Source organism: Herbaspirillum sp. WKF16 (assembly GCF_028993615.1).
GTDB lineage: Bacteria > Pseudomonadota > Gammaproteobacteria > Burkholderiales > Burkholderiaceae_D > Herbaspirillum.
In genome coordinates this window covers 3,386,271-3,411,936 of the sequence record NZ_CP118632.1, presented here as the reverse complement: position 1 = coordinate 3,411,936, position 25,666 = coordinate 3,386,271, and the positions used below count along the sequence as shown (strand labels likewise).

The window sequence follows — 25,666 nt, the reverse complement described above, 5'->3', positions numbered from 1 at the left end:
GGGAGCGCGGCTTTTTGCTTGTGTCGGCCTTGACTGCAAACGACGCTGGGTGGCTGCTTTCGCAGGAACGACAGGGCGGAGGCAACTTGCACCTCCAACGGTTGATCTATCTCACTACCTGTCGCCCCTGCGAAGGCAGGGGCACAGTGTCGTTCGCTTGCTCAAGCCCGCTTCGCCGCCATCACCGGCAGTTCCAGCGACACCTCCAGCCCACCCTCGGCCAGGTTGCGCAGCCTCAGCTGGCCATGATGGTTCTCGGCGATGTTGAGCGCGATGGTCAGCCCCAGCCCGGTGCCGCCGGTGTCGCGCGAGCGCGAGGTCTCCAGGCGGTAGAAGGGCTCGAACACCGATTCCAGTTCGGACTCCGGAATGCCCGGCCCCTGGTCGCGGATGCGGATGAGCACCTTTTGCTGCTCCGGCGCGATGGACACGCGCGCCGACTGGCCGTACTTGCAGGCATTGTCGATCAGGTTGGTCAGGCAGCGCCGCAGCGCGCCCGGCTGCGCCATCACGAAGGCGCGGGTGGCGCCTTCCAGCGTCACGTCCTGGCCGGCGTCGGCGGCGTCGGCGCAAACGCTGTCGAGCAGCGAGTCGATGTCCAGCGCCTGGATCTTTTCCGACGAGTCCATGCTGCGCGCCAGGTCCAGCCCTTCGCGCACCATGCCGTGCATCACGCCGAGATCGTCGATCAGCTTTTGCTGCAGCTCGCGGTCGGCCACCTTCTCCAGCCGCAGGCGCATGCGCGTCAACGGTGTTTGCAGGTCGTGCGTGATGGCGGCCAGCATGTGCGTGCGGTGCTGGATCTGGCGCCGGATGCGGGACTGCATGGCGTTGAAGGCGTGCGCCGCCTGGCGGATCTCGGTCGGGCCGGTCTCGGCCAGCGGCGGATGGTCGATGTCGCGTCCCAGCTGCGAGGCCGCGTGCGCCAGCTGGCGGATCGGACGGGTCGCCATGCGCGCCACCAGCCAGGCCAGGATCGCGATCAGCAGCAGGAACAGCGCAATGTACTGCGCGCCGAAGAAGCCCTGGCCATGCCCGCGCAGCGCCGGCGGTTCGCCCGGCTGGTGCAGGCGCAGGCGCATCAGGGCCTGGTCATGCAGGCTGATGTAGATCACGCGGCAGGTTTCGCGGCGCGGGCCGTCGCCGCCTTCGCGGCCGTCAGGGCGGCGCGGGGGCGCGCACTCGGTCTCGCGCTGCACGGCGATCTTGCGCTGCGCGCCCAGGCGCGCCTGCAGCATGTCGACCATCGGGCTGGTGCTGGCATTGGCGCCGACGGCGTCGTTCATGTCGTCCACCATGCTGGCTTCGAAGCCGAAGTTGGCTGCGGCCTGCAGCACGATGGGGCGCTGCTCGGCCGGGATGTCGTCGATCGCCTGGACGATCTGCTCGACGCGGTCGGCCAGGTGCTGGAAGCGCACCTCGCGCAGCGTGCTCTTGCGCTCGTTGGAGGCCAGCCAGATGGTGGCCATCACCGACAGCACGATGCCGGCCAGCAGCAGCACGAAGATGCGGTTGCCGATGGAACCCAGGAAGTTCTTCATGGGGCGCGGTCCGCGCTGTCGGCGGCGACCGTGGTGGCCAGCACATAACCCTCGTTGCGCACGGTCTTGATGATGGTCGGCGTGCGCGCGTCGTCGCCCAGCTTCTGGCGCAGGCGGCTGATCTGGATATCCACCGAACGGTCGAAGGGATCGGACTCGCGGCCCTGGGTCAGCTCCAGCAACTGGTCGCGGTTGAGCACGCGGTTGGGATGATCGAGGAACACCTTGAGCAGGCGGAATTCGGCGCCCGAGAGCGCCACCACCACGCCGTCCTGGTTCACCAGGTGGCGCGCGGTCAGGTCCAGCGTCCAGCCGGCGAAGCGCATGGCCGCCACGTCCGGCTGCGCCATGTTGGGCGGCAGCGCCTGGGTGCGGCGCAGGACGCTGCGTATGCGCGCGAACAGCTCGCGCGGCTCGAAGGGCTTGGCCAGGTAATCGTCGGCCCCCATCTCCAGCCCGAGGATGCGGTCCAGCGGATCGCCGCGCGCGGTCAGCATGATCACCGGCACGTTGGAGGTGGCGCGCAGGTTGCGGCACAGCGTCAGGCCGTCCTCGCCGGGCAGGGTGAGGTCGAGCACGATCAGGTCCACGCGTGACTCTTCCAGCACGCGGCGCATGTCGGCGCCGTTGGTGGCGGTGAGCGTGCGCAGGCCGTTGCCGTCCAGGTATTCGGCCAGCAAGGTGCGGATGTCGCGGTCGTCGTCGACGATGAGGATGTGAGTATTTGTATCCATGGCTGAATTATGCCGAACTTGTTAAGTCCCGGACGCCGGATTTGTATCGCCTCTTAACAATGTTAGCGATCGACATACAACGATACCCGGCAGGGGCCGGAATATACAAAACGATACAAATGCCGCCACAGGGGAAAAACTGGCGTTACACGCTGCCGGTTAAATGTGAAGCGTGCAAAGACAGCACAGCAACAGCAGGACACACCGAAAGGAGCAAATCATGTTGAAACTCAAGACCCGCATCCTGGCCGGCATCGCCGCCGTCAGCATCAGCGCCGTGACCGTAGCCGCCTTCGCGCAGGTCCCGCCGCCGGGAGGCCCGCACGGTCGAGCTCCCAGCGCCGAGCAAATCGCCAAGTTCGAGCAAATGCGCGCCAGGCACCAGGCCCAGCTGCACGACAAGCTGAAGATCAGCGCCTCCCAGGAAGCCGCCTGGAAGCTGTTCCTCGACAAGACCAAGCCGGCCCCCTTCGACCCGGCCGCCCGTCCCAGCAAGGAAGAGTTCGCCAAGCTGAGCACGCCGGAACGCCTGGACAAGAAGCTGGAGTTCATGCGCAAGCGCGAAGCATTCGCCGAGCAGCGCGTGGCGGCCACCAAGGAGTTCTACGCGACCCTGTCGCCGGAGCAGCAAAAGACCTTCGACGCCGAGTTCGAACGGATGGAGCGCCACCGCTTCGACCACATGCGCCATCACGACGAGCGCCGCGGCCCGCCGCATGGCGCCAAGCCGGCGCCTGACGCGGCCGCTCCGGCCGCCAAGTAAGGCGCCGGCATCTTCCGCGGGCCGCCGAAACGGGCGGCTTGCGGATCTCCCCAGAGGCCTTGCGATCCAAGCGCAAGGCTTTTGGCGTCTTGAGGCGGCAACTTCGGGCGCCGCCGCCTGCCGGGCGCTGTTGCCGATGGCGCAAGCCCGGTTTGCTCGGTACACTGCCAGCCTTGCCGCCAGCGCGCCGGAGCAAATGTTGCAATGATGTAAGGTTGTTGCGGGAAAATACCGGATGGCGGCCTGCCTGCTCCAAAAGAGCGGGCAAGCCGCCATCCAGTATCTTTTTGCGTTTTTTGCGCCTTTTGCCATTCCACACAGCAGTCGCCGGCGCGGCCGATAACGGCCGGCCTACCGAGATCAGTTCGTTGGCTCCATAACATGACAAACACACCAAATTCCGGACAGCACTCTCCCTCCAACCCGACGCCGCCGCAGGGCGGCCGTCCCCCGGCCAAGGGCAGCGTGCTGCGGCGCTGGTGGTTCTGGGTGCTGGTGGCGGCGCTCGCGGCCGGCGGCGGCTACAAGTACTGGAGCAAGAAAAAAGCCCAGCAGGAACAGATGGCCGCCATGGGCATGGGCGGTGCGGGCGGACCCGGCGCGCGTCCCGGCGGCGGCCGGCCCGGCATGGGCGGCCCCGGCGGCCCAGGCGGTTTCGCCCAGACCATGCCGGTGGGCGTGGCCAAGGCCCGCGTGCAGAACGTCGACGTCTACCTCAACGGCCTGGGTTCGGTCACCCCGACCGCCACCGCCACCGTGCGCGCCCGCGTCGACGGCCAGCTGATGAAGCTGCATTACACCGAGGGCCAGCTGGTCAAGTCCGGCGACCTGCTGGCCGAGATCGATCCGCGCCCCCTGCAGGTCGCCGTGACCCAGGCCGAAGGCCAGCTGGCGCGCGACCGCGCCTTGCTCAATTCGGCCCGCCTCGACCTGAAGCGCTACCAGACCCTGCTGTCGCAGGACTCCATCGCCAGCCAGCAGGTCGACACCCAGGCCGCGCTGGTCAAGCAATATGAAGGCACCGTCAAGTCCGACGAAGGCGCGCTGGCCAGCGCCAGGCTGCAGCTGTCGTTCACCCGCGTGACCGCGCCCATCGGCGGACGCCTCGGCCTCAAGCAGGCCGATGTGGGCAACAACATCACCACCGGCGACACCAACGGACTGGTGATCATCACCCAGCTGCAACCGATCACGGCCATCTTCAGCATCCCCGAAGACAATATTCCCAGCGTGCTGCGCCAGCTGCAAAGCGGCCGCAAGCTGCCCTCCGAGGCCTGGGACCGCGAGCAGAAGAAAAAGCTGGCCGACGGCGTGCTGCTGACCATCGACAACGTGGTCGACGCCACCACCGGCACGGTCAAGTTGAAGGCGCAGTTCCCCAACAAGGACTACGCGCTGTTCCCCAGCCAGTTCGTCAACATCCGCCTGCTGCTCAACACCGAAGAGGGCGCCACGGTGATCCCGACTGCCGCCATCCAGCGCGGCTCCAAGGGCCTGTTCGTGTACGTGGTCAAGGAAGACAACACCGTCACCGTGCGCAACATCAAGACCGGCGCGGTGCAGGGCGACCTGACCGCGATCACCGACGGCGTGGCCGCCGGCGAGACGGTCGTGATCGACGGCATCGACCGCCTGCGCGAAGGCGCCAAGGTCGAGGCCGTCACGCGCGGCGGCGCCGACGATCCGGCCGCCAGGCTGTCCACCGAGAACCCGAACGCGCGCCGCCACAACAGGGGCGGGCAGGGCGCTCAAGGCGGGCAGGGCGGCAGCCAGGCCGACATGACGCCGGAAGAGCGCCAGAAGCGCTGGGCCGAGATCAACAAGCGTATCGACGCCGGCGAGTTCGGCGAAGAGATCAAGAAGTTGCCGGAAGACCAGCGCCGCCAGAAGATGATGGAACTGCGCCGCCAGCGCGAGGGCGCGGCCAATGGTAGTGCGGGCAATGCGGGCAGCGCCGGCAACGGCGCGAAGTAAGGCGGGCGCATGAATCCATCCCGCCAGTTCATCCTGCGGCCGGTCGCCACGTCATTGCTGATGCTGGCGATCCTGCTGGTGGGCATCGTCGCCTACCGGCTGCTGCCGCTGTCGGCCTTGCCCGAGGTCGATTACCCCACCATCCAGGTCACCACGCTCTATCCCGGCGCCAGCCCGGATGTGATGACCTCCTCGGTCACCGCGCCGCTGGAGCGCCAGTTCGGCCAGATGCCGGGCCTCAAGCAGATGTCGTCCACCAGTTCGGGCGGCGCTTCGGTGATCACGCTGCAGTTCAACCTCGACCTGAGCCTGGACATCGCCGAGCAGGAAGTCCAGGCCGCCATCAACGCCGGCGGCAACCTGCTGCCCTCGGACCTGCCGATGCCGCCGGTCTACAGCAAGGTCAATCCGGCCGACACCCCCATCATCACGCTGGCGGTCACCTCCAAGACCATGCCCCTGCCCAAGGTGCAGGACCTGATCGACACCCGCCTGGCGCAGAAGATCTCGCAGCTCTCCGGCGTCGGCCTGGTGAGCCTGTCGGGCGGCCAGCGCCCGGCCGTGCGCATGCAGCTGAACCCGCGCGCCATCGCCGCGCTGGGCCTGAACCTGGACGACATCCGCACCGCCATCGGCAACGCCAACGTCAACCAGGCCAAGGGCAGCTTCGACGGCCCCACGCGCGCCTCCACCATCGACGCCAACGACCAGCTGCGTTCGGCCGACGAATACAGGAACCTGATCATCGCCTACAAGAACGGCGCGCCGATCCGCGTGTCCGACGTGTCCGACGTGGTCGACGGCGCCGAGAACGTGCGCCTGGGCGCCTGGGCCAACGAGCAGCCGGCGGTGATCGTCAACATCCAGCGCCAGCCCGGCGCCAACGTGATCGCCGTGGTCGACAGCATCAAGAAGATCCTGCCGCAGCTGCAGGCCAGCCTGCCGGGCGCCATCGACGTCCACATCCTGACCGACCGCACCACCACCATCCGCTCCTCGGTGGCCGACGTGAAGTTCGAGCTGCTGCTCTCGGTGGTGCTGGTGGTGATGGTGATCTTCGTGTTCCTGCGCAACGTGCCGGCCACCATCATCCCCAGCGTGGCCGTGCCGCTCTCGCTGGTGGGCACCTTCGCGGTGATGTACGTGGCCGGCTTCTCGATCAACAACCTCACGCTGATGGCGCTGACGATTGCCACCGGCTTCGTGGTCGACGACGCCATCGTGATGATCGAGAACATCTCGCGCTACATCGAAGAAGGCATGAAGCCGATGCAGGCCGCGCTGAAGGGCGCCGAGCAGATCGGCTTCACCATCATCTCGCTGACCTTCTCCCTGATCGCGGTGCTGATCCCGCTGCTGTTCATGGGCGATGTGGTCGGGCGCCTGTTCCATGAATTCGCCGTGACGCTGGCGGTTTCCATCCTGATCTCGGCCGTGGTGTCGCTGACCTTGACGCCCATGATGTGCGCGCGACTGCTGCGTCATGTGCCCGAAGAAAAACAGGGCTGGTTCTATCACAGGAGCCAGCTCTTCTTCGACCGCGTGATCGCGCGCTACGGTGTCATGCTGGAGTGGGTGCTGCAACGCCAGAAGCTGACCCTGCTGGTGGCCGCCGGCACGCTGGCGCTGACCTTCCTGCTGTACGTGTTCGTGCCCAAGGGCTTCTTCCCACTGCAGGACACCGGCGTGATCCAGGGCATCTCGGAAGCCACGCAGTCGGTCTCCTTCGGCGCCATGGGCGAGAAGCAGCAGCAGCTGGCCCGTGTGGTGCTGGCCGATCCAGCGGTGGACAGCCTGTCTTCCTTCATCGGCGTGGACGGCACCAATGCGACGCTCAACAGCGGCCGCATGCTGATCAACCTGAAGCCGCATGAAGACCGCGACGTCTCCGCCGCCGACGTGATCCGCCGCCTGCAGCCCAGGCTCGCGCAGCAGGTCCCGGGCGTGACGCTCTACATGCAGCCGGTGCAGGACCTGACCATCGAGGACAGCGTCTCGCGCACCCAGTACCAGTTCACGCTGGAAGACGCCGACCCCGACACGCTCAGCGAATGGGTGCCCAAGCTGATCGAGCGCCTGCAGAAGCAACCCGAGCTGGCCGACGTCGCCAGCAACCTGCAGGACAAGGGCTTGCAGGCCTACATCCAGATCGATCGCGACGCCGCCTCGCGCCTTGGCATCACCACCGCCGCCATCGACAACGCGCTGTACAACGCCTTCGGCCAGCGCCTGATCTCGACCATCTACACGCAATCCAACCAGTACCGCGTGGTGATGGAGGTCAAGCCGGAGTTCCAGCGCGGCCCGCAGGCGCTGGACAGCATCTACCTGGTGACCTCGGCCGGCCGCCAGGTGCCGCTGTCCTCGATCGCCACCGTCACCGAGCGCACCGCGCCGCTGGTGGTGAACCACGTCGGCCAGTTCCCGGCGGCCACCATCTCGTTCAACCTGGCGCGCGGCGCGGCGCTGGGCGAGGCGGTCAAGGTGATCAAGGCGGCCGAGGAAGAGATCGGCATGCCGGCCTCCACCGTCACCAATTTCCAGGGCGCGGCGCTGGCCTTCCAGGCCTCGCTGTCGAACACGCTGTGGCTGATCCTGGCGGCGATCGTGACCATGTACATCGTGCTGGGCGTGCTCTACGAGAGCTACATCCACCCGATCACCATCCTCTCGACGCTGCCCTCGGCCGGCGTCGGCGCGCTGCTGTCGCTGATGATCTCGGGCACCGACCTGGGCATCATCGGCATCATCGGCATCATCCTGCTGATCGGCATCGTCAAGAAGAACGCCATCATGATGATCGACTTCGCGCTGGAGGCCGAGCGCCACGAGGGCAAGAGCCCGCGCGAAGCGATCTACCAGGCCTGCCTGCTGCGCTTCCGCCCGATCCTGATGACCACCATGGCGGCGCTGCTGGGCGCGCTGCCGCTGATGCTGGGCACCGGCGTGGGCTCCGAGCTGCGCCAGCCGCTGGGCATCACCATGGTCGGCGGCCTCCTGGTGTCGCAGGTGCTCACGCTGTTTACCACGCCGGTGATCTACCTCGGCTTCGACAGCCTGGCGCGCCGCATGCGCGCGCGCTTCGGCCAGGGCGAGCCGGGCCGCGGCGATGACGACGACCATGGCCAGGCGGCGCCGCTGCCGCCGGCGGTGTAAGCGCAAGCGCAATGAATATCTCGCTTCCCTTCATCCAGCGGCCCATCGCCACCACGCTGCTGACCATCGGCATCGCGCTGGCCGGCATCGTCGCCTTCCGCCTGCTGCCGGTGTCGCCGCTGCCGCAGGTGGATTATCCGACCATCTCGATCTCGGCCTCGATGCCCGGCGCCAGCCCGGAAACCATGGCCGCGACGGTCGCCACGCCGCTGGAGCGCTCCATGGGCGCGATCGCCGGCGTCACCGAGATGACCTCGACCAGCTCGCAGAACTCGACCCGCATCACGCTGCAGTTCGACCTCTCGCGCGACATCGACGGCGCCGCGCGCGACGTGCAGGCGGCGCTGAACGCGGCGCGCAACCTGCTGCCCACCGGCATGCCGAGCAACCCGACCTATCGCAAGGTCAACCCGGCCGACGCCCCCGTCATGATCCTGGCGATGACCTCGGACACCATGACCCAGGGCCAGATGTACGACGCCGCCGACAGTATCGTCGCGCAAAAGCTCTCGCAGGTGCGCGGGGTGGGGCAGGTCAGCGTGGGCGGCAGTTCGCAGCCGGCGGTGCGCATCGAGCTCAACCCGACCGCGCTCAACAAGTACGGCATCGGCAGCGCCGACGTGCGCACCGCGGTGGCCGCCACCAATGCCAACCGCCCCAAGGGCATCCTGGAGGACGGCGACCGCAACTGGCAGATCTACGCCAACGACCAGGCCGGCACCGCCGCCGAATACGCGCCGCTGATCGTCTCCTACCGCAACGGCACGCCGGTGCGGGTGCGCGACGTGGCCGAGGTGCGCGACTCGGTGGCCGACGTGCGCAACGCCGGCTCGGCCAACGGCAAGCCCTCGGTGCTGGTGATCGTCAACCGCCAGCCCGGGGCCAACATCATCGACACGGTGGACGCGGTCAACGCGCTACTGCCGCAACTGCAGGCATCCATTCCCGCCGCCATCGACATGAAGGTGGTGATGGACCGCACCCCCACCATCCGCGCGTCCTTGAAGGAGACCGAGTTCACCCTGATCATGTCGGTGGCGCTGGTGATCATGGTGGTGTTCCTGTTCCTGCGCAGCTGGCGCGCCACGCTGATCCCGGCGGTGGCCGTGCCGGTGTCGCTGATCGGCACCTTCGGCATCATGTACCTGGCCGGCTTCAGCCTGGACAACCTGTCGCTGATGGCGCTCACCATCGCCACCGGCTTCGTGGTGGACGACGCCATCGTGGTGCTGGAAAACATCTCGCGCCACATCGAGGCCGGCATGAAGCCGGTCAAGGCGGCCCTGCTGGGCGCGCGCGAGGTGGGCTTCACGGTGCTGTCGATGAGCATCTCGCTGATCGCCGTGTTCATTCCCATCCTGCTGATGGAGGGCATCGTCGGCCGCCTGTTCCGCGAGTTCGCCATCACGCTGTCGGTGGCCATCCTGGTCTCGCTGGTGGTGTCGCTGACCACCACGCCGATGATGTGCGCCAAGCTGCTGCGCCACGACCCGCGGGCCGACGAGGAGCGCCGCCGGCGCCGCCATCCGCTGCTGCAGAAGCTGGCCGACCAGAGCGAGCACATGTTCAACGACATGCTGCTGGGCTACGAGCGCTCGCTGGCCTGGGCGCTGCGCGCGGCTCCCCTGATGATGCTGATCCTGCTGGCCACCATCGCCCTGAACGTCTACCTGTACAAGGCCATCCCCAAGGGCTTCTTCCCGCAGCAGGACACCGGCCGCCTGGTCGGCGGCATCCGCGGCGACCAGGCGATTTCGTTCCAGGCCATGAAGGTCAAGTTGAACGAGTTCATCGACATCGTCAGGGCCGACCCCGCCGTGGCCGACGTGGTGGCTTTCACCGGCGGCCAGCGGCGCAACGGCGGCAACATGTTCGTGACGCTCAAGCCCCTGTCCGAACGCAAGGAGTCGGCCGACCAGGTGATTGGGCGGCTGCGCATCAAGACCGCCAAGGTGGCCGGCGCGCGGGTGTTCCTGGTGCCGGTGCAGGACATCCGCATCGGCGCGCGCCAGAGCGATTCGCAGTATGAGTATTCGCTCAAGTCCGACGACGTGGCGCTGCTGCGCGTGTGGGAGCCCAAGATCCGGGCCGCGCTGACCAACCTGAAAGAGCTGGAAGACCTCAGCACCGACCAGCAGGACAACGGCCTGCAGACCACCCTGACCATCGACCGCGAGACCGCGATCCGCGCCGGCGTCACGCCGCAGCTGATCGACGCCACGCTGTCGGACCTGTTCGGCCAGCGCCAGATCTCCACCATCTACAGCGGCATGAACCAGTACCACGTGGTGATGGAAGCGGCGCCGCAATATTGGCAGAGCCCCGAGACCCTGCGCGACACCTACGTCAGCCTGGCCGGCTCCAGCAACCTGTCGCCCACCACCTCCACGCTGTCGACGCCGCCGGCGCTGTCGGCCGCCGGCAAGCTCAATTCCAACAGCGGCCTGGCGCAGACCATCTCCACCGCGGCCTCGACGCAGATCCCGCTGGCCGCCTTCTCGCGCTTCGAGCCGACCACCACGGCGCTGTCGGTCAGCCATGAAGGGCAGTTCGTGGCCTCGACGCTGTCGTTCAACCTGGCCGAAGGCGTATCGCTGTCGCAGGCCACCGAGGCGATCGACCGCGCGATGGCCTCGCTGGGCGTGCCCACCGGCGTGCACGGCACCTTCGCCGGCACCGCCAACGCCTTCCAGTCCTCGCTGTCGTCGCAGCCCATCCTGATCCTGACGGCGCTGCTGGCGGTCTACATCGTGCTGGGCATCCTCTACGAAAGCCTGATCCACCCGATCACCATCATCTCCACGCTGCCCTCGGCCGGCGTGGGCGCCTTGCTGGCGCTGCTGGTCACCGGTACCGACTTCAGCCTGATCGCGCTGATCGGCGTGATCCTGCTGATCGGCATCGTCAAGAAGAACGCCATCATGATGATCGACTTCGCGCTGGACGCCGAACGCAACCGCGGCCTGTCGCCGCGCGACGCCATCTTCGAGGCTTGCAAGCTGCGTTTCCGCCCGATCATGATGACCACCATGGCCGCCTTGCTGGGCGCGATCCCGCTGGCCATCGGCCATGGCGACGGCGCCGAGCTGCGCCAGCCGCTGGGCATCGCCATCGTCGGCGGCCTGGTGGTGAGCCAGCTGCTCACGCTCTACACCACGCCGGTGGTCTACCTGTACATGGAGCGGCTGCGCGCCTGGAGCCAGCGCCGCTTCGGCCGCAAGAACAAGACCCAAACCTCGGCGGCATGATGCAAGCCAATGCCGCCGCCATGGAGAGAACAATGAAACAGCACCAATCCAAGCTCAAGCCGCTGCTCCTGGCGCTGGCGGCGAGCCTCGCGCTGGCCGCCTGCTCGGTCGGCCCCGACTATGTGCGTCCGCAGATGGACGAGGCGCCGGCCGTGTTCAAGGAAGGCCAGGACTGGAAGCCGGCGCAGCCGCGCGACCTGGCCGCCGGCGGTAAATGGTGGGAGATGTTCGGCGATGCGCAGTTGAATGCGCTGGTGGACCAGGTCGAGATTTCCAACCAGAACCTGGCGCTGGCCGAGGCCAACTTCCGCGGCGCCATGGCGCTGGTGCAGAGCTCGCGCTCGGCGCTGTCGCCGACGCTGGACGCCTCGGCGTCGGCCTCGCGCGGACGCGCCGGCTCGGGCACTTCCTCGTCGTCGTCGTCCAGCTCGGGCGTGCGCAATTCCTATTCTTTCGGTTTGACAGCCTCGTGGGAGGCCGACATCTGGGGCCGCGTGCGGCGCGACATCGAAGCCAGCACCGACAGCGCCCAGGCCAGCGCCGCCGATCTCGCCGCGGCCCGCCTCTCGGCCCAGGCCTCGCTGGCGCAGAGTTACCTGCAATTGCGCGTGCTGGACGCCCAGCAGCAGCTGCTGGAAGACACGGTGCAGGCCTACCAGCGCTCCTACCAGCTCACGCAGAACCAGTACGCCGCCGGCATGGCCGCCAAGTCCGACGTGATCCAGGCGCAAAGCCAGCTGAAGTCGGCCCAGGCGCAGGCCTTGGACAACGGCGTCACGCGCGCCCAGGTCGAGCATGCGATCGCGCTGCTGGTGGGCAAGACGCCGTCCACCTTCGCCTTGCCGCGCGCGCCGCTGGCGGCCGCCGCGCCGCCGGTGCCGCAGGGCGTGCCCTCGATGCTGCTGGAGCGCCGCCCCGACGTCGCCGCCGCGGAGCGCCGGGTGGCCTCCGCCAACGCCAGGATAGGCGTGGCCAAGGCGGCCTATTTCCCCAGCCTGACGCTGTCGGCCTCGGGCGGCTACCAGAGCTCCAGCTTCGCCGACTGGTTCTCGCTGCCGGGCCGGGTGTGGTCGCTTGGCCCGCAGCTGGCGCAGAACATCTTCGACGGCGGCGCCCGCCGCGCCGCCACCGCGCAAGCCATCGCCACCTACGACGGCACGGTGGCGCAATACAAGCAGGCGGTGCTGACCGCGTTCCAGGAGGTGGAGGACAACCTGGCCGCGCTGCGCATCCTGGAGCAGGAAGCCGACGTCCAGAACGAAGCCTTGCAGGCCGCGCGCCAGGCGGTGACGCTGGTCACCAACCAGTACAAGGCCGGCACGGTCAGCTACGTCAACGTGATCACCGCGCAGGCGACGGCCTTCTCGGCCGAGCGTACTTCGCTGGATATCCTGAACCGCCGCATGGCCGCCAGCGTGCTGCTGGCCAAGGCCCTGGGCGGCGGCTGGGACGCCGCCAGCCTGGCCGACCTGCAGCCGCTGGCGGAGCAGAGTGCGGAGAAGGCCAAGGGTTTGAAGGAGAATGCTTCGCTGCGTTGAGGCAGCTTAACGCCGCTGGGTCCCGGCCTGCGCCGGGACGACAGGTAAGGGATGGCCTCGAGCAACCAAGGGTTCCAGTTTCTCTTCCGTGTCGTCCCGGCGCAGGCCGGGACCCAGCGTCTTTCGATAAGACGAAACCTCAATCCGGCACGCAGCTCGCATCGTCCGCGTGGAACCCTGCGGGGCATTGCGGCATATCGAAGACGCCAACGCGACCGTTGCAACCGAGGCGATCTACATCCGCCGGACAAACGATCTGATTGGTTGGCACTGTCGCCGGGGCAGGCGTTGACGGATCTGCGTTCGGAATCGGCGTCACGGGGCTGGCGATGCGCTTATCGCCATGCTGTCTTGGAGCAGGCCCGGCAACAGGTTTTGCCTTCGGCTTCTTTTCCGGAGAAGGAGCCTTCTTATGGTTATTGTCGATGAGGGGCGGGCGAGCATCGCGTTCATGCCAGAGAAAGGCTGCGAACCCCATCAGGCACAACAGAATCATTGTCGCTATCGCCCTTCGCCTTCTTTTGGCGCGAACATCCCTTTTCCGGTAAAGCGCTGGCCGTCTTGGTATCGGCGAAACCCAATACTGCCGGGCCGGATGCTGTCGCGCTTGCCTGAACTCCCAATCTGCCGACGGCCGGACTTCGACGAGCTTGTCAGGCGCAGTGCCATAGTAAGCCGGATTTTCCAGCGCATCGTCGATTTCAAAATAGCGGGTCAAGTTATGTTGCCGCACAAATTCCTCGACCTGGTGCCATGCCCACGGTTGCCGCAGTTTTTTCCTGTCGAGTATCTCGCTTAACTTATCCAGCCCGCAGATAATGATGCGAGGATCTTTTAGAAGATCATCGCCAAAATTGAAATCGGGAAGGATGGTGGGCTCGAATACCAATACACCCTGCGGAAAGTCATAGCGGTTATCTTGCCCCATCCACTGTGCGGTGGAATTCTTGATGGCCCGGCCATTCTTGATTGCCTGATCGTGGCCGTTGCCGTACTTGCTTGGCGTATCTTCAGGGTTTTCGTAGGCGAACCAATCGCCGTTGGTTCTCGCGATCAGATGCTTTTTTCTATAACCCTTCACTTCGATTTGAAGCGTGAACTTGTCGGTTGCGACAAACAGATCAATTTGTCGGCGCATGATCGTCACGTTAGACGCGATCAATGCTCTGATATTGCGATCTGAGAAATACTTCCTCAGATGATTCAATACGATTCTTTCGGCTGGCTCCAATCCTTTTGAGCCGTAGTAGAGTTCGATATCGCTCATCACTTCCCCGAATGCCCATTGTTATTGTTTGCTGTCTGTCGAGCCGGACATGGTGTGATTTTGCTTGCCACCGATGTTGTCCAGCACGGCAAATTCTAACAAAGCGGGAGTTGCGGAGGGGAAATGGAAGTCGTGAGTTCAGGGGCGCGACAGCGGGTCGAGAAGGCCAGGGGCTTGAAGGAGATGCGGCCTTGCGCTGAGGCGCGTTAACGTCGCTGGGTCCCCGCTTTCGCCGGGACGACAGGTAAGGGATGGCCTCGCACAACCGAGGGTTCAGGTTCTTGCATTCTTGTCGTCCCCGCGAAAGCGGGGACCCAGCGTCTTTCGCGATGCCGCCATGGCCTCAGCCGAGCGTCGCCCTGACCGCGCCGCGCAAGGCATTGCACACCACGATTTCTTGCGCCGCCAACAGTTCATCACGAAGCACGACCCGCTCGATGGCATCCCACGCCGCATCCGCCAGCAGCACCGAGCGCATCACCCCCGGCAATACCCCCGCCGACAAGGGCGGCGTCACCCAGCGTCCGGCTATCTTGACGAACACATTGCTGCGCCCGCCCTCGGTCAGTTCATCGCGCTCGTTGAAGAACAGCATGTCGAAGCCGCCGCGCGTTTCCGCTTCCTTCCATGCCGCATCGTAGATCTCGCGCCGCGTGCTCTTGTGGCGCAGGAGCAGGTCGCCGCTGTCGGTTTGCGCATCGGCCAGGAACACTTTCACGCTGTCGCCCAGCGCGGCCAGCGGCGCGTGCTGGATGGCGATGCCGCCCTGCGCGTCCAGCGCCAGCTTCATGCGATGCGCCGCTGCCGGATCCAGCGTGGCGCAGGCCTGCGCCACCTGCGCGCGGATCGCGGCCTCGTCGAAGGGGAAGCCGAAGGCTGCGGCCGACGCGGCCAGTCGCCGCAGGTGCAGCGCCAGGTGGCGGCAGCCGTCGCGGTCGGCGCGCATGGTTTCGAACAGGCTGAACTCATGCCCCAGGCCGGTCAGGAAGGCGGCTTTCAGGCGGCATTCGGCGAATTCGGAGGCGGCGTCGCTGTCGTAGACGATGCCGGCGCCCACGCCCAGCGCGCCGCGGAGCAGGCCGGCCGCCGGCGGGGCCAGTTCCAGCGTGCGGATCGGCACCGACAGGCAGAAGTCGCCGACCGCGTGAGCGTCGGCGCGGGGCGCTTCGAACCAGCCGATGGCGCCAGTGTAGAGCCCGCGCGGCGTCGACTCCAGCTCATCGATGATTTGCATGGTGCGGCGCTTGGGCGCGCCGGTGATGGAGCCGCAGGGGTAGAGCGCGGCGATGGTCTCGGCCAGGGTGGCGTCGGCGCGCAGGCGGGCGCGGATGGTCGAGGTCATCTGCAGCACCTGGCCGTAGCGACGCACGTCGAACAGGTGCGGCACCCGCACCGAGCCCGGCGCCGCCACGCGGCCCAGGTCGTTGCGCAGCAGGTCGACGATCATCAGGTTCTCGGCGCGGTTCTTCTCGTCGGCCGCCAGCGCCAGCGCGCGGCGGGCATTGATCGCATCGGCGTCCGCGTCGGCGCCGTCGGCGGCGCGCGCGGTGCCTTTCATCGGCTTGGCCTTGAGCATGCCGCCGCTGTGCGCCACGAACAGTTCGGGCGAGAAGGAGAGCGCCGCGCCGCCGTCTTGCTCCAGCACCAGCGCGCCGTAGGGCACCGGCTGGCGCGCGCGCAGGCGGCGGTAGAGGTCGATGGGATCGCCGTAGGCGTCGAAGCGCAGCCGGTAGGTGTAGTTGACCTGGTAGGTGTCGCCGGCGGCGATGTAGTCACGGATGCGGGCGATGGCCGCGTCGAATTGGTTGTCGTCGACGCTGGCGGCGATGTTGGCCACGCCGGCCGCGCCGTTCGCGGCGCGCTGCGCCAGCCAGGCATCGACCTGCGCAGCCCCCAGCAGCTCGCAGCGCGCGAACAGCAGCACGCGCGCCAGCGGGCCGCCGGCATGCCGGTGCGGCAGGCCCTGCATGGCGGCGCCCAGTTCGTAGTTCCACAGCGCCACGGCATGGCGGCCGGCGGCCAGCTCGGCCTGCATCTCGGCCAGCAGGGCCGGGAAGCGCGCGGCGTCATGGCAGGCCAGCGTGCGCAGGTAGCCGGTGAACAGGCGCGAGCGCGGCTCGGCCGGGGTGGCCAGGTGGTCGTCGAGGAGGGCGAAGCAGTCGGTCATGGGGCAGCGGGCAGGAAGGGCGGGGAGGCCGCGTCGGCAGCATCATAGCGTAAAAGGTATACTTGGCAGCTTGCCGCGGCCCTGCCGCCCGGGCTGACGGCCCTGCCGCGCCATGCACAACAATTCGCCGATATCGATGCCCATCCCACGCACCTTCATCATCCCCCTGATCGTCGCCTGTGCGCTGTTCATGGAGCAGATGGACTCGACCGTGATCTCCACCTCGCTGCCGGCGCTGGCGTTGGACATGCACGTCGATCCGATCTCGCTCAAGCTGGCCCTGACCTCCTACCTGGTCAGCCTGGCGGTGTTCATCCCGGTCTCCGGCTGGATGGCCGACCGCTTCGGCTCGCTCACCATCTTCCGCTCGGCCATTTGCGTGTTCATGCTGGGCTCCATCCTGTGCGGGGTGTCGTCGACGCTGCCGCAGTTCGTCGCCGCGCGTTTCTTCCAGGGCATAGGCGGCGCCATGATGGTGCCGGTCGGCCGCCTGGTGATCCTGCGCAGCGTGGAGAAGGTCAACCTGGTCAAGGCGCTGTCCTACCTCACCATTCCCGCGCTGTTCGGGCCGGTGCTGGGGCCGCCGCTGGGCGGCTTCATCACCACCTACTTCCACTGGCGCTGGATCTTCTTCATCAACATCCCGATCAGCATCCTCGGCCTGTACCTGGCCACGCGCTTCATCCCCGACCTCAAGGCCGATGAGGTCTCGCCGCTGGACTGGCCCGGCTTTGCGCTGTCGGCGCTGGGCTGTTCGCTGCTGATGATGGGCCTGGCCACCGCCGGGCGCCACCTGATCTCGGGCGAGGTCTCGCTGGCCTGCGTGGCGGCCGGCGTGGTGTTCCTGGCGATCTACGTCCGGCACGCGCGCCGCGCCAGGGCGCCGCTGATCGACCTGCGGCTGCTGAACATACCCACGCTGCGGGCCGGCGTCTTTGGCGGTTCGCTGTACCGCATCGGCATCGGCGCCATTCCCTTCCTGCTGCCGCTGATGCTGCAGCTGGGCTTCGGCTACACGCCGTTCCATTCGGGCCTGCTGACCTGCGCCTCGGCTGCCGGCGCCATGTTCATGAAGACCATCGCCTCGCGCTTCTTGCAGCGCTTCGGCTTTCGCACGGTGCTGCTGGTCAACGGCGCGCTCGGTATCCTGGGCCTGTGGGCCATCGCGCTGTTCACGCCGCATACGCCCTACATCGTGATGATGCTGGTGCTGCTGGTGGGCGGCTGCTTCCGCTCGCTGCAGTTCACCAGCCTGAACGCCATCTCCTACGCCGACGTCGATCGCGCGCGCCTGAGCCAGGCCACCAGCATGGCCAGCGTGGCGCAGCAGCTGTCCATCGGCATGGGCGTGGTGCTGGCCGGCTTTGCGCTGCAGGCCTCCAATGAACTGCAGGGCCACGCCACGCTGGTGGCGTCCGACTTCTGGCCGGCCTTCCTGGCGGTGGGCGCGGTGGCGTCGTGTTCGCTGCTGATGCTGCGCCGGCTGTCGCCCAACGCCGGCGCCGAGCTGTCCGGCCGCGCGGCGGCCCCGGCCAAGTCCACCGGTCCGGCCTGAACCCATTCCGACAAGAGAGCGCACATGCAACTGAAATACATCTGGTTCCCGCTGGGCGCCGTCCTGATCTGGGCCGGCAATACCGTCATCAGCAAGATGGCGGCCGCGGTGATCGCCCCGGAAGACATCTCCTTCTACCGCTGGCTGCTGGCCGCGGCGCTGATGTCGCCGTTCCTGGCCCGCCAGACCTGGCGCGACCGCGCGCGCATCCGGCCCCATCTCGGCAAGATCGCGGTGCTTGGCCTCTTGGGCATGGTGCTGTTCCAGAGCCTGGCCTATTTCGCCGCGGCGACCTCCTCGGCCACCAGCATGGGCATGATCGTCTCGCTGATGCCGCTGCTGACCTTGCTGCTGAGCATCCGCCTGCTGTCCGAGCCGCCCACGGTCGGCACCGTCGCCGGCGGCCTGGTCTCTCTGGCGGGGCTGTCGATCCTGATCGGCCGCGGCCACCCGCTGCAGCTGTTCGAGCATGGCGTGGTGGTGGGCGACCTGCTGATGCTGCTGGCGGCGGTGTTCTACGGCCTGTACGGCGTGCTGCTGCGGCGCTGGGCCTTGCCGCTGCCGACCTGGCAACTGCTCTACATGCAGGTGCTGACCGCGGTCGTACTGCTGTTTCCGGGCTTCGTCTTCGGCCATCATTCGCCGGTCAATGCCGAGAACCTGCCGATCCTGCTGTACGCCGGCATCGCCGCCTCCATCATTTCGCAGTTCCTCTGGATGCGCGGCGTCGCCCACCTGGGCGCCAACCGCTGTTCCATCTTCGTGAACCTGATGCCGGTTTTCACCGTCATAATCGCAGTGGCGGCGCTGGACGAGGAGCTGCACGGCTATCATGCCGTGGGCGGCCTGATCACGCTGGCCGGCGTGATCATGGCGCAGGCGCTCAAGCAGCGCCTGGCGCTGCGCGCCCGATCCGACTGAGCGCGCCGGGGTGCGCGGCAGGCGGACAATAACGAGAACAGGAGCCAAGACATGATCGACGCCAACATGATCGTCAACTGCACGGTCTACAAGAAGGGCAAGAAGCTGCGCGACATCACCCTCGACGAGATCAGCGATGTGCTGGAGGAGGAGGGCACCTTCGTCTGGCTCGGCCTGCTCGAACCCAACGTCGAGCTGATGAACAAGATCAAGGAAGAATTCAACCTGCACGAACTGGCGGTGGAGGATGCCTACGCCGCCCACCAGCGTCCCAAGATCGAGGAGTATGGCGACACCCTGTTCGTGGTGCTGCACACCGCCCAGCTCGCCGGCGGCGAAGTGCAGTTCGGCGAGACCCACATCATGACCGGCCCGCGCTTCGTGGTCACGGTGCGGCACGGCGCCTCGCGCAGCTACGCCAAGGTGCGCGAGCACTGCGAGATGCTGCCGGAACGCCTGGGCCGGGGCCCCAGCTTCGTGCTGTACGCCATCATGGACTTCGTGGTCGACAACTACCGTCCCATCATGGACGACCTCGAAGCCAAGTTCACCCAGTACGAGGGGCAGCTGTTCGACCCCGCCGCCAATACCGGCAAGGCCTACCTGCAGGAGCTCTATCAATTGAAGCGCCAGCTGATCCGCCTGCGCTCGGCGGCCTCGCCGCTGCTGGACGTGTGCACCCAGCTGCTGCGCTTCCACGAGGGGCTCATCACCAAGGAAGGCAAGGTCTATTTCCGCGACATCTACGACCACGTGGTGCGCTTCATCGACACCGGCGACCGCCTGCGCGAAATGGTGGAGTCGGCGGTGCAGATCAACCTGGCCCAGGTCACCATCCACCAGAACGAGATCGTGCAGACCCTGGCCGGCTGGGGCGCGATCCTGGCCATCCCGACCATGGTGTTCAGCCTGTACGGCATGAACTTCGCCAACATGCCGGGGCTGTCGTGGCAGTGGAGCTTCCCGGTGGTGCTGGTGGGCATCTTCACCTGCTGTTCGCTGCTCTGGCGCAGGCTGCGCAAGGCCGGTTGGCTGTAGCCAGGCCGGCGCGAGAAAAGCCCGCATCAGCGGGCTTTTTTATTGCCCAACCGTGAGCCGCGCCAGCCAGCGCGCCAGCACCTCGGCCGCCGCCGCTTCCAAACGCTTGCCCGATTGCGCCGCCTGCGCGCGCAAGGTGCGCGGGTCGATTCCGCATTGCGCCAGTTCGCCGGCGTGGCCGACCAGCCAGCGCTCCAGCGTTGCGGCCTCGGCCTCCAGGTGGAATTGCAGGCCGAGCACGGCGTCGCCCAGCGCGAACGCCTGGTGGGCGCCGGTGCCGGTGGCGGCCAGGTACGCGGCGCCGGCGGGGATGTCGAACTGGTCGCCGTGCCAGTGCAGCACCGGTACGCCCTCCAGCGGCGCGAGGGCTGAGGACTTGCCCTGCGTGGTCAGTTCGAGCGGGGCGTAGCCGATTTCCTTCACGCCCATCGGATACACCTTCGCGCCCAGGGCGCGGGCGATCAGTTGCGCGCCCAGGCAGATGCCCAGCAGCGGCCGCCGCGATTGCAGGCGCCGGCGCACCAGCGCCAGCTCCGCCTGCAGGAACGGATAGCGCGCCTCATCGAAGGCGCCGATCGGGCCGCCCAGCACGGCCAGCAGGTCGGGGGCGTGGGCGTCGACGGCGTCCAGGTCGTCGATGGCGGCATCGAGGTAGCGGACCGCGTAGCCGCGCTCCAGCAGCGCCGGGGCCAGGCTGCCCAGGTCTTCGAAGTGCACGTGGCGGATGGCGAGGACGGTGCGGGTCATGGTTCTTCCTTGTCGGTGGGGGAGGACGGGGGCGGCCAGTAGAAGCTGTCGGGCGTGGCGCGCGCGCCGAAGATGGCCTGGCCCACGCGCACCACGGTGGCGCCTTCCTCGATGGCCACTTCGTAGTCGCCGGACATACCCATCGACAGCTCTTCCAGGGCGATGCCGGTGGGCGCTTCCTGGCGCAGGCGCTCGCGCAGTTCGCGCAGCAGGACGAAGCAGGCGCGCACGCGCGCGATGTCGGCGGAGAACACGGCCAGCGTCATCAGGCCGCGCACGCGCAGCGCCGGGAAGGCCGGCAAGTGCGCCAGGAATGCTTGCGCATCCTGCGGCGCCAGGCCGAACTTGCTGGCCTCGCCGGAGGTGTTGACCTGTATGAACACATCCAGCGCGCGGCCCTCGGCCTGCAGCCGGCGATCCAGCGCCTCGGCCACGCGCAGGCTGTCCAGCGCCTGGAACTCGGCGGCGAAGCGCGCCACCAGCCTGGCCTTGTTGGTCTGCAGGTGGCCGATGACCGACCAGCGCAGATCGGCAAGGTCGGCCATCGCCTCCCATTTCCGGCCGGCTTCCTGCACCTTGTTCTCGCCCAGCTCGCGGCATCCGGCGGCGTAGGCCAGCCGGATGCGCTCCTCGGGCACGGTCTTGCTGACCGGCAGCAGCCGCACCGACGCCGGGTCGCGCCCGGCGCGCGCGCAGGCGGCCGCGATGCGCCGCCTGACCGCGGCCAGGTTGCGGTGGAAGTCTTCCACCGAATCCGCCTGCGGCCAGTGCTGCTGCTTTCCGTGATGGAAATGCCCGTGCATCACTTCAGCGCGACCTTGGGGAAATCGACCGGCACGTCGAAGGCCACGTTGACGTAGTTGGTGAACAGGTTCAGCGCGATGTGGGCCATGATCTCGACGATCTGCTCGTCGCCGAAGCCGGCCTCGCGCAGGCGGGCGACATCGGCGTCAGTGATCTGCGCACGCTGCTCGACCACCTTCAGCGCGAACTCCAGCGCGGCGGCGGTCCTGGGATCGTCCGAGCGGCCGGCCTGGGCTTGATCCATCTGCGCGGCCGAAGCGCCGGCGTTCTTGCCCAGCACGGTATGCGCGGCCAGGCAATATTCGCAGCGGTTGCGGTTGGCGATGGCCACGGCGATCTGTTCGCCCAGCAGGGCGCCGATGCTGCCGCGGCCGAGCGCGCCGAAGGCGGCCCACATGCTCTGCAACGCGGCCGGCGAGTTGGAGACGGCCTTGAACATGTTGGGCGTGGCGCCGAAGGCGCGCTGGATTTGTTCGAGCAGCGGCTGGCTGGCGGCGGGGGAGCGCTGGGTATCGAGGTTGAGGCGGGACATGATGTTTCCTTTCGTTGATGAAGATCGGGTGAATTCAGTGGAGCCGCAAACGGCCGCTCAGCGGTTGACCTTGCCCGGCAGCGACAGATTGCCGGAGGCGACCTTGAAGACGTTGGTCACGCACAGCAGCGGGCTGTGCACGCTGGCGTTGACGCGCAGGGCCGCGCTCACGCCGTCGAAGGCGCCGGCCTCGACCGCGCCGATATCGTCGAAGGGCACCCGCACTTCGACCACGCCGCCCTTGAAGCTGGGCGACCAGCCGGGACTGTCGATGAGGATGGGCAAGCCCGGCCAGGTCTTGGGCAGCCTGGGTTTGGCGCCGGCCGGGATGTCGACCACCTTGAGCGCGTCCTTGCCGCAGGCGGCGTCCGGTTGCAGCACGACCCAGTGCGAATGCCAGACGTCGCCATCGTTGTTGGGATCGCCGTCGCCGTTCTCGTCGAACAGCGGCGTGTCGTCGAAGTCGGGATGCGAGGTCACGGCGAAGGCCAGGATGCCCGACTTGGGCTCGAAGCCGACCACCGAGGGATCCAGGCTGGTGGGCCAGACGTAGGAGAACACTTCGCTGCCGGCCAGCTTGCCGGATTTGGCCGGATGGATCGCGCCGGCCTTGCCGGATACCGCCATGTGGAAGATCGCGACCTTGCCCTCGGTGGTGATGCGGGTATGCACGATGTCGAACGGCGCGTTCACCGCCTGGTCGGGCTTGCCGGCGATGCCGCCTTGGTGCGGCTTGTCGTGCGCCGCAGCAGTCCCGGCCAATCCAGCCAATCCGGCCAGGATGGCGGCGGCGAGGAGGGAGGTTTTCAGTGAGTACATGCTTGCCCTTGGTGTGTGGAAGGAGAGGCCAGTATGGAGAAAACGCATGTACAATAAGGTTCATTTTGTAAATTAAACGTACCATTTAGTTCAATGCAGCCCTTGCCTCCCATCGATCGCCTCTCCGGCATCCTCGAACGCTTCCGCGTGCAGGCGCAGCTGCACCACAGCGGCGTGCTGTGCGGCCACACCCACTTCGATGCCGGCGCCGGCTTCGGCTACCTGCACGTGCTGAGGCGGGGCGAGCTGAAGGTGTCCCACCCGGGCGCGCGCGAGGTGCCCAGGGCCATGCATTTCGATGAACCTACCTTGCTGTTCTACCCGCGTCCCTTCACGCATCACTTCCACAATCCGCCCAGGGAAGGCTCGGACTTCACCTGCGCGCGCCTGATCTTCGACGGCGGCCCGCAGAACCCGCTGGCGCGGGCCTTGCCGGCGCTGATCGCCTTGCCGCTGGCGACCGTGCCGGGGCTGGACGCGGCGCTGGAACTGCTGTTCGCCGAAACCGACCGGGTGCGCTGCGGCCAGCGGCTGCTGGCCGACCGCCTGTTCGAGGTTGTGGTGTTGAAGCTCTTGCGCTGGCTGCTGGATCACCCGCAAGAGGCGGGCATACAGCCGGGATTGGTGAGCGGCCTGGCGGACCCGCGCCTGGCGCGCGCGCTGGTGGCCATGCATGACGATCCGGGCCAGGCCTGGACGCTGGACCGCATGGCCGGCTGCGCGGGCATGTCGCGCACCGCCTTCGCCAACGCCTTCCGCGAAACGGTGGGGCAGACGCCGGCCGACTATCTGGCCAACTGGCGCATCGCGCTGGCGCAAAGCCGGCTGCGCGAAGGACGGCCGGTCAAGCAGCTGGCGCAGGAGCTGGGCTATGCCAACCCTTCGGCGCTGTCGCGCGCCTTTGCCGCCAGGACCGGCCTGTCGCCGCGCGACTGGCTGGCCCGCGACAGCCTGGCGCGGTCGGACGCCCGCGACTAGGCACGGCGCCTCACGCCGGCTTGCGCCGGGTGGCGATGCGCTTGCCGCCGGCGGCGTCAAAGCCGGCGCTGTTCTTGAAGATGTTCGGCTTGCGATAGATCGCCAGGATCACGCAGCCTTCCTCACTGTAGGTTTCATGCAGCGAATCCTTGCTGCGCCAGACGTATTCGCCGGCGCGGGCGATGCCGTCGTGGTCGGAGAACGAACCTGCCAGCACGTAGCTCTGCTCCAGTTCCGCATGCTTGTGCATCGGCAGCTGCGTGCCGGGCGCCCAGCGCAGCAGGCAGGTCATCTCGCCGGCGGCCTTGTCCTCGTACAGGACCTTGATGTCCACGCCCTCGAATTGCGAAGGCTTCCATTCCATGTCCTGCGGCCGCACGTAGGTGGAGCCGCCGACGGTGGGGGTGGGCTTGCCGGTGAGGCGCTCGTCGAAGGATGGGGCGCGTTGCGTTGTCATGATGCTTCCTTTCCGATAGGGGAAACCTGCAAGGAGATGCGGCCGCGCAAGGCGGCCGCAGGTCAGGCCTTCGTTCAGTCGCCCGACTTCATGCGCGAGACGCTGATGACCGCGATCACGCCCAGTCCCGTGAGATAGCCGGCCAGCAGCAACGGGTGGCCGTCGCCCAGCTTGAGCAGCCAGGTGGCCACCAGCGGCGCCAGTCCGCCGCCGATGGCGCCCGACACCTGCACCGCCAGCGAGATGCCGCTGTAGCGCACGTGCGGCGGGAACTGCGCCGAGAACAGGTTGCCCTCGGGGCCGTACAGCAGCGAATAGATCACGCCGATGGCGATCACCATGGCCAGGTAGACATAGCCGCTTTGCCCCGCGGCCAGCAGCTTGAAGAAGGGGAAGCCGAACAGGCAGATGCCGACGGCGCCGATGGCGAAGATGCGGCGATGCCCGAAGCGGTCGCCCAGGATCCCGGTCAGCGGCATGAAGAACAGGGCCAGCAAGGCGCCGCAGATGATGGCGTTGAGCATCAGGCCCTTGGTCAGGCCGAGTTGCAGCGTGCCGTAGGAAAGGGCGAAGGTGGCCACCGTGTAGAACCAGGTGACCTCCGCCAGGCGCGCGCCGCACACCTTGAGCAGGCTGCGCCAGTGGTTCCTGAGCACGTCCAGCACCGGCAGGCCGACCTCGTCGCCGCGTTTCTTCATGGTCTCGAAATCCGGCGACTCGGCCACCTTGATGCGGATGAACCAGCCCACCATCAGCAGCAGCACGCTGGCCACGAAGGGGATGCGCCAGGCCCAGCCCAGCATGTCCTGCTCCGGCAGGCTGGCGACCCCGGCCATGGCCAGCGAGGACAGGATCAGGCCCGGCGCCACGCCGGTCTGCGGCAGGCTGCCGAAGAAACCCTTCTTGCCCTTGGGCGCGTGCTCCACCGCCATCAGCACCGCGCCGCCCCATTCGCCGCCCACCGCCAGGCCCTGGATGATGCGCATGATCACCAGGATCACCGCGGCCCAGTAGCCGATCTGTTCATAGGTCGGGATCAGGCCGATGATGATGGTCGGCACGCCCATCATCAGCAACGTGATCAGCAGCATCGACTTGCGCCCGACCTTGTCGCCGAAGTGGCCGAACACGATGCCGCCCAGCGGACGGGCCAGGAAGCCCACGGTGTAGGTGGCGAAGGAGGCCAGCGTTCCGGTCAGCGGATCGAAGGCGGGAAAGAACAGCTTGTTGAAGATCAGCGCCGCGGCGGTGCCGTAGATGAAAAAGTCGTACCACTCGATGGTGGTGCCGAGCATGCTGGCGACGCCAGCGATGACGTGTTGGCGACGGTTGCGAACCGTCCCCGCCGGCGATGCCTCGCCGGCGGCGCTCAGGTGGCCTTGCATGATGATCCCCTTCTGTTGTGATGTGGGCGCCGCGCAGGGCGG

At 67.2% G+C, this 25,666-nt stretch carries 19 protein-coding genes; 9 read left to right on the top strand and 10 right to left on the bottom strand.

The window, feature by feature from the left end:
- Positions 1 to 161 precede the first annotated feature (161 nt).
- Entirely contained in the window at positions 162 to 1,541 is a 1,380-nt protein-coding gene (locus Herbaro_RS15475; RefSeq protein ID WP_275010507.1) for an ATP-binding protein, read from the bottom strand.
- Entirely contained in the window at positions 1,538 to 2,275 is a 738-nt protein-coding gene (locus Herbaro_RS15470; protein ID WP_275010506.1) for a response regulator, read from the bottom strand. The genes Herbaro_RS15475 and Herbaro_RS15470 overlap by 4 nt, the downstream gene beginning before the upstream one ends.
- Positions 2,276 to 2,495: 220 nt before the next feature.
- On the opposite strand from Herbaro_RS15470, the gene Herbaro_RS15465 reads away from it, so the two are divergent.
- The 5 genes from Herbaro_RS15465 to Herbaro_RS15445 all read left to right on the top strand — a co-directional run bounded on the left by Herbaro_RS15465 (position 2,496) and on the right by Herbaro_RS15445 (position 12,954).
- Entirely contained in the window at positions 2,496 to 3,038 is a 543-nt protein-coding gene (locus tag Herbaro_RS15465; RefSeq protein WP_275010505.1) for a Spy/CpxP family protein refolding chaperone, read from the top strand.
- 381 nt (positions 3,039 to 3,419) lie between these two features.
- A complete protein-coding gene (locus tag Herbaro_RS15460; RefSeq protein ID WP_275010504.1) occupies positions 3,420 to 5,012 on the top strand; it encodes an MdtA/MuxA family multidrug efflux RND transporter periplasmic adaptor subunit in 1,593 nt (530 codons plus the stop codon).
- A 9-nt stretch (positions 5,013 to 5,021) separates the two neighbouring features.
- Positions 5,022 to 8,168 carry an MdtB/MuxB family multidrug efflux RND transporter permease subunit gene (locus Herbaro_RS15455; protein ID WP_275010503.1) on the top strand — a complete coding sequence of 1,049 codons (3,147 nt, stop codon included), beginning with the start codon at positions 5,022 to 5,024 and terminating at the stop codon, positions 8,166 to 8,168.
- Positions 8,169 to 8,179: 11 nt separating this feature from the next.
- Positions 8,180 to 11,416: an efflux RND transporter permease subunit gene (locus Herbaro_RS15450; protein WP_275010502.1), complete on the top strand. Its 3,237-nt coding sequence runs from the start codon at positions 8,180 to 8,182 to the stop codon at positions 11,414 to 11,416.
- A 32-nt stretch (positions 11,417 to 11,448) separates the two neighbouring features.
- The gene (locus Herbaro_RS15445) at positions 11,449 to 12,954 is read left to right on the top strand and encodes an efflux transporter outer membrane subunit (RefSeq protein ID WP_275010501.1); all 1,506 of its coding nucleotides are present in this window, start codon (positions 11,449 to 11,451) and stop codon (positions 12,952 to 12,954) included.
- A 139-nt stretch (positions 12,955 to 13,093) separates the two neighbouring features.
- Here the strand turns inward: Herbaro_RS15445 and Herbaro_RS15440 are convergent, their stop codons facing one another.
- The gene (locus Herbaro_RS15440; protein WP_275010500.1) at positions 13,094 to 14,221 is read right to left on the bottom strand and encodes a nuclease-related domain-containing protein; all 1,128 of its coding nucleotides are present in this window, start codon (positions 14,219 to 14,221) and stop codon (positions 13,094 to 13,096) included.
- 343 nt (positions 14,222 to 14,564) lie between these two features.
- Entirely contained in the window at positions 14,565 to 16,388 is a 1,824-nt protein-coding gene (locus tag Herbaro_RS15435) for a chorismate-binding protein (RefSeq protein ID WP_275010499.1), read from the bottom strand.
- Positions 16,389 to 16,524: 136 nt separating this feature from the next.
- On the opposite strand from Herbaro_RS15435, the gene Herbaro_RS15430 reads away from it, so the two are divergent.
- The 3 genes from Herbaro_RS15430 to Herbaro_RS15420 are packed head-to-tail and all read left to right on the top strand — an operon-like array spanning position 16,525 to position 19,902.
- On the top strand, positions 16,525 to 17,943 hold the full coding sequence (locus Herbaro_RS15430; RefSeq protein WP_275010498.1) for an MFS transporter: 1,419 nt from the start codon (positions 16,525 to 16,527) through the stop codon (positions 17,941 to 17,943).
- A gap of 24 nt (positions 17,944 to 17,967) precedes the next feature.
- The gene (locus Herbaro_RS15425) at positions 17,968 to 18,864 is read left to right on the top strand and encodes a DMT family transporter (protein WP_275010497.1); all 897 of its coding nucleotides are present in this window, start codon (positions 17,968 to 17,970) and stop codon (positions 18,862 to 18,864) included.
- A 51-nt stretch (positions 18,865 to 18,915) separates the two neighbouring features.
- Complete coding sequence (locus Herbaro_RS15420) at positions 18,916 to 19,902, top strand: magnesium and cobalt transport protein CorA (RefSeq protein WP_275010496.1); 987 nt, start codon at positions 18,916 to 18,918, stop codon at positions 19,900 to 19,902.
- A 39-nt stretch (positions 19,903 to 19,941) separates the two neighbouring features.
- On the opposite strand, the gene Herbaro_RS15415 is transcribed toward Herbaro_RS15420, so the two are convergent.
- The 4 genes from Herbaro_RS15415 to Herbaro_RS15400 are packed head-to-tail and all read right to left on the bottom strand — an operon-like array spanning position 19,942 to position 22,804.
- Positions 19,942 to 20,649, bottom strand: a complete 708-nt coding sequence (locus Herbaro_RS15415; RefSeq protein WP_275010495.1) for a glutamine amidotransferase — start codon at positions 20,647 to 20,649, stop codon at positions 19,942 to 19,944.
- Positions 20,646 to 21,452 carry a YggS family pyridoxal phosphate-dependent enzyme gene (locus Herbaro_RS15410; protein WP_275010494.1) on the bottom strand — a complete coding sequence of 269 codons (807 nt, stop codon included), beginning with the start codon at positions 21,450 to 21,452 and terminating at the stop codon, positions 20,646 to 20,648. The genes Herbaro_RS15415 and Herbaro_RS15410 overlap by 4 nt, the downstream gene beginning before the upstream one ends.
- Positions 21,452 to 21,985 carry a carboxymuconolactone decarboxylase family protein gene (locus Herbaro_RS15405; RefSeq protein ID WP_275010493.1) on the bottom strand — a complete coding sequence of 178 codons (534 nt, stop codon included), beginning with the start codon at positions 21,983 to 21,985 and terminating at the stop codon, positions 21,452 to 21,454. Before Herbaro_RS15405 ends, Herbaro_RS15410 begins: the two co-directional genes overlap by 1 nt.
- A 57-nt stretch (positions 21,986 to 22,042) precedes the next feature.
- Positions 22,043 to 22,804, bottom strand: a complete 762-nt coding sequence (locus tag Herbaro_RS15400; RefSeq protein WP_275010492.1) for a hypothetical protein — start codon at positions 22,802 to 22,804, stop codon at positions 22,043 to 22,045.
- A 93-nt stretch (positions 22,805 to 22,897) separates the two neighbouring features.
- Here Herbaro_RS15400 and Herbaro_RS15395 point away from each other — a divergent pair, with 93 nt between their 5' ends.
- Complete coding sequence (locus Herbaro_RS15395; RefSeq protein ID WP_275010491.1) at positions 22,898 to 23,782, top strand: AraC family transcriptional regulator; 885 nt, start codon at positions 22,898 to 22,900, stop codon at positions 23,780 to 23,782.
- Between the two features lie 10 nt (positions 23,783 to 23,792).
- Here Herbaro_RS15395 and Herbaro_RS15390 read toward each other — a convergent pair whose 3' ends face one another.
- Positions 23,793 to 24,239, bottom strand: coding sequence for a cupin domain-containing protein (locus Herbaro_RS15390; protein ID WP_275010490.1), 447 nt, complete (start codon positions 24,237 to 24,239; stop codon positions 23,793 to 23,795).
- 74 nt (positions 24,240 to 24,313) lie between these two features.
- Positions 24,314 to 25,624, bottom strand: a complete 1,311-nt coding sequence (locus Herbaro_RS15385; protein WP_275010489.1) for an MFS transporter — start codon at positions 25,622 to 25,624, stop codon at positions 24,314 to 24,316.
- Between the last annotated feature and the right edge of the window lie 42 nt (positions 25,625 to 25,666).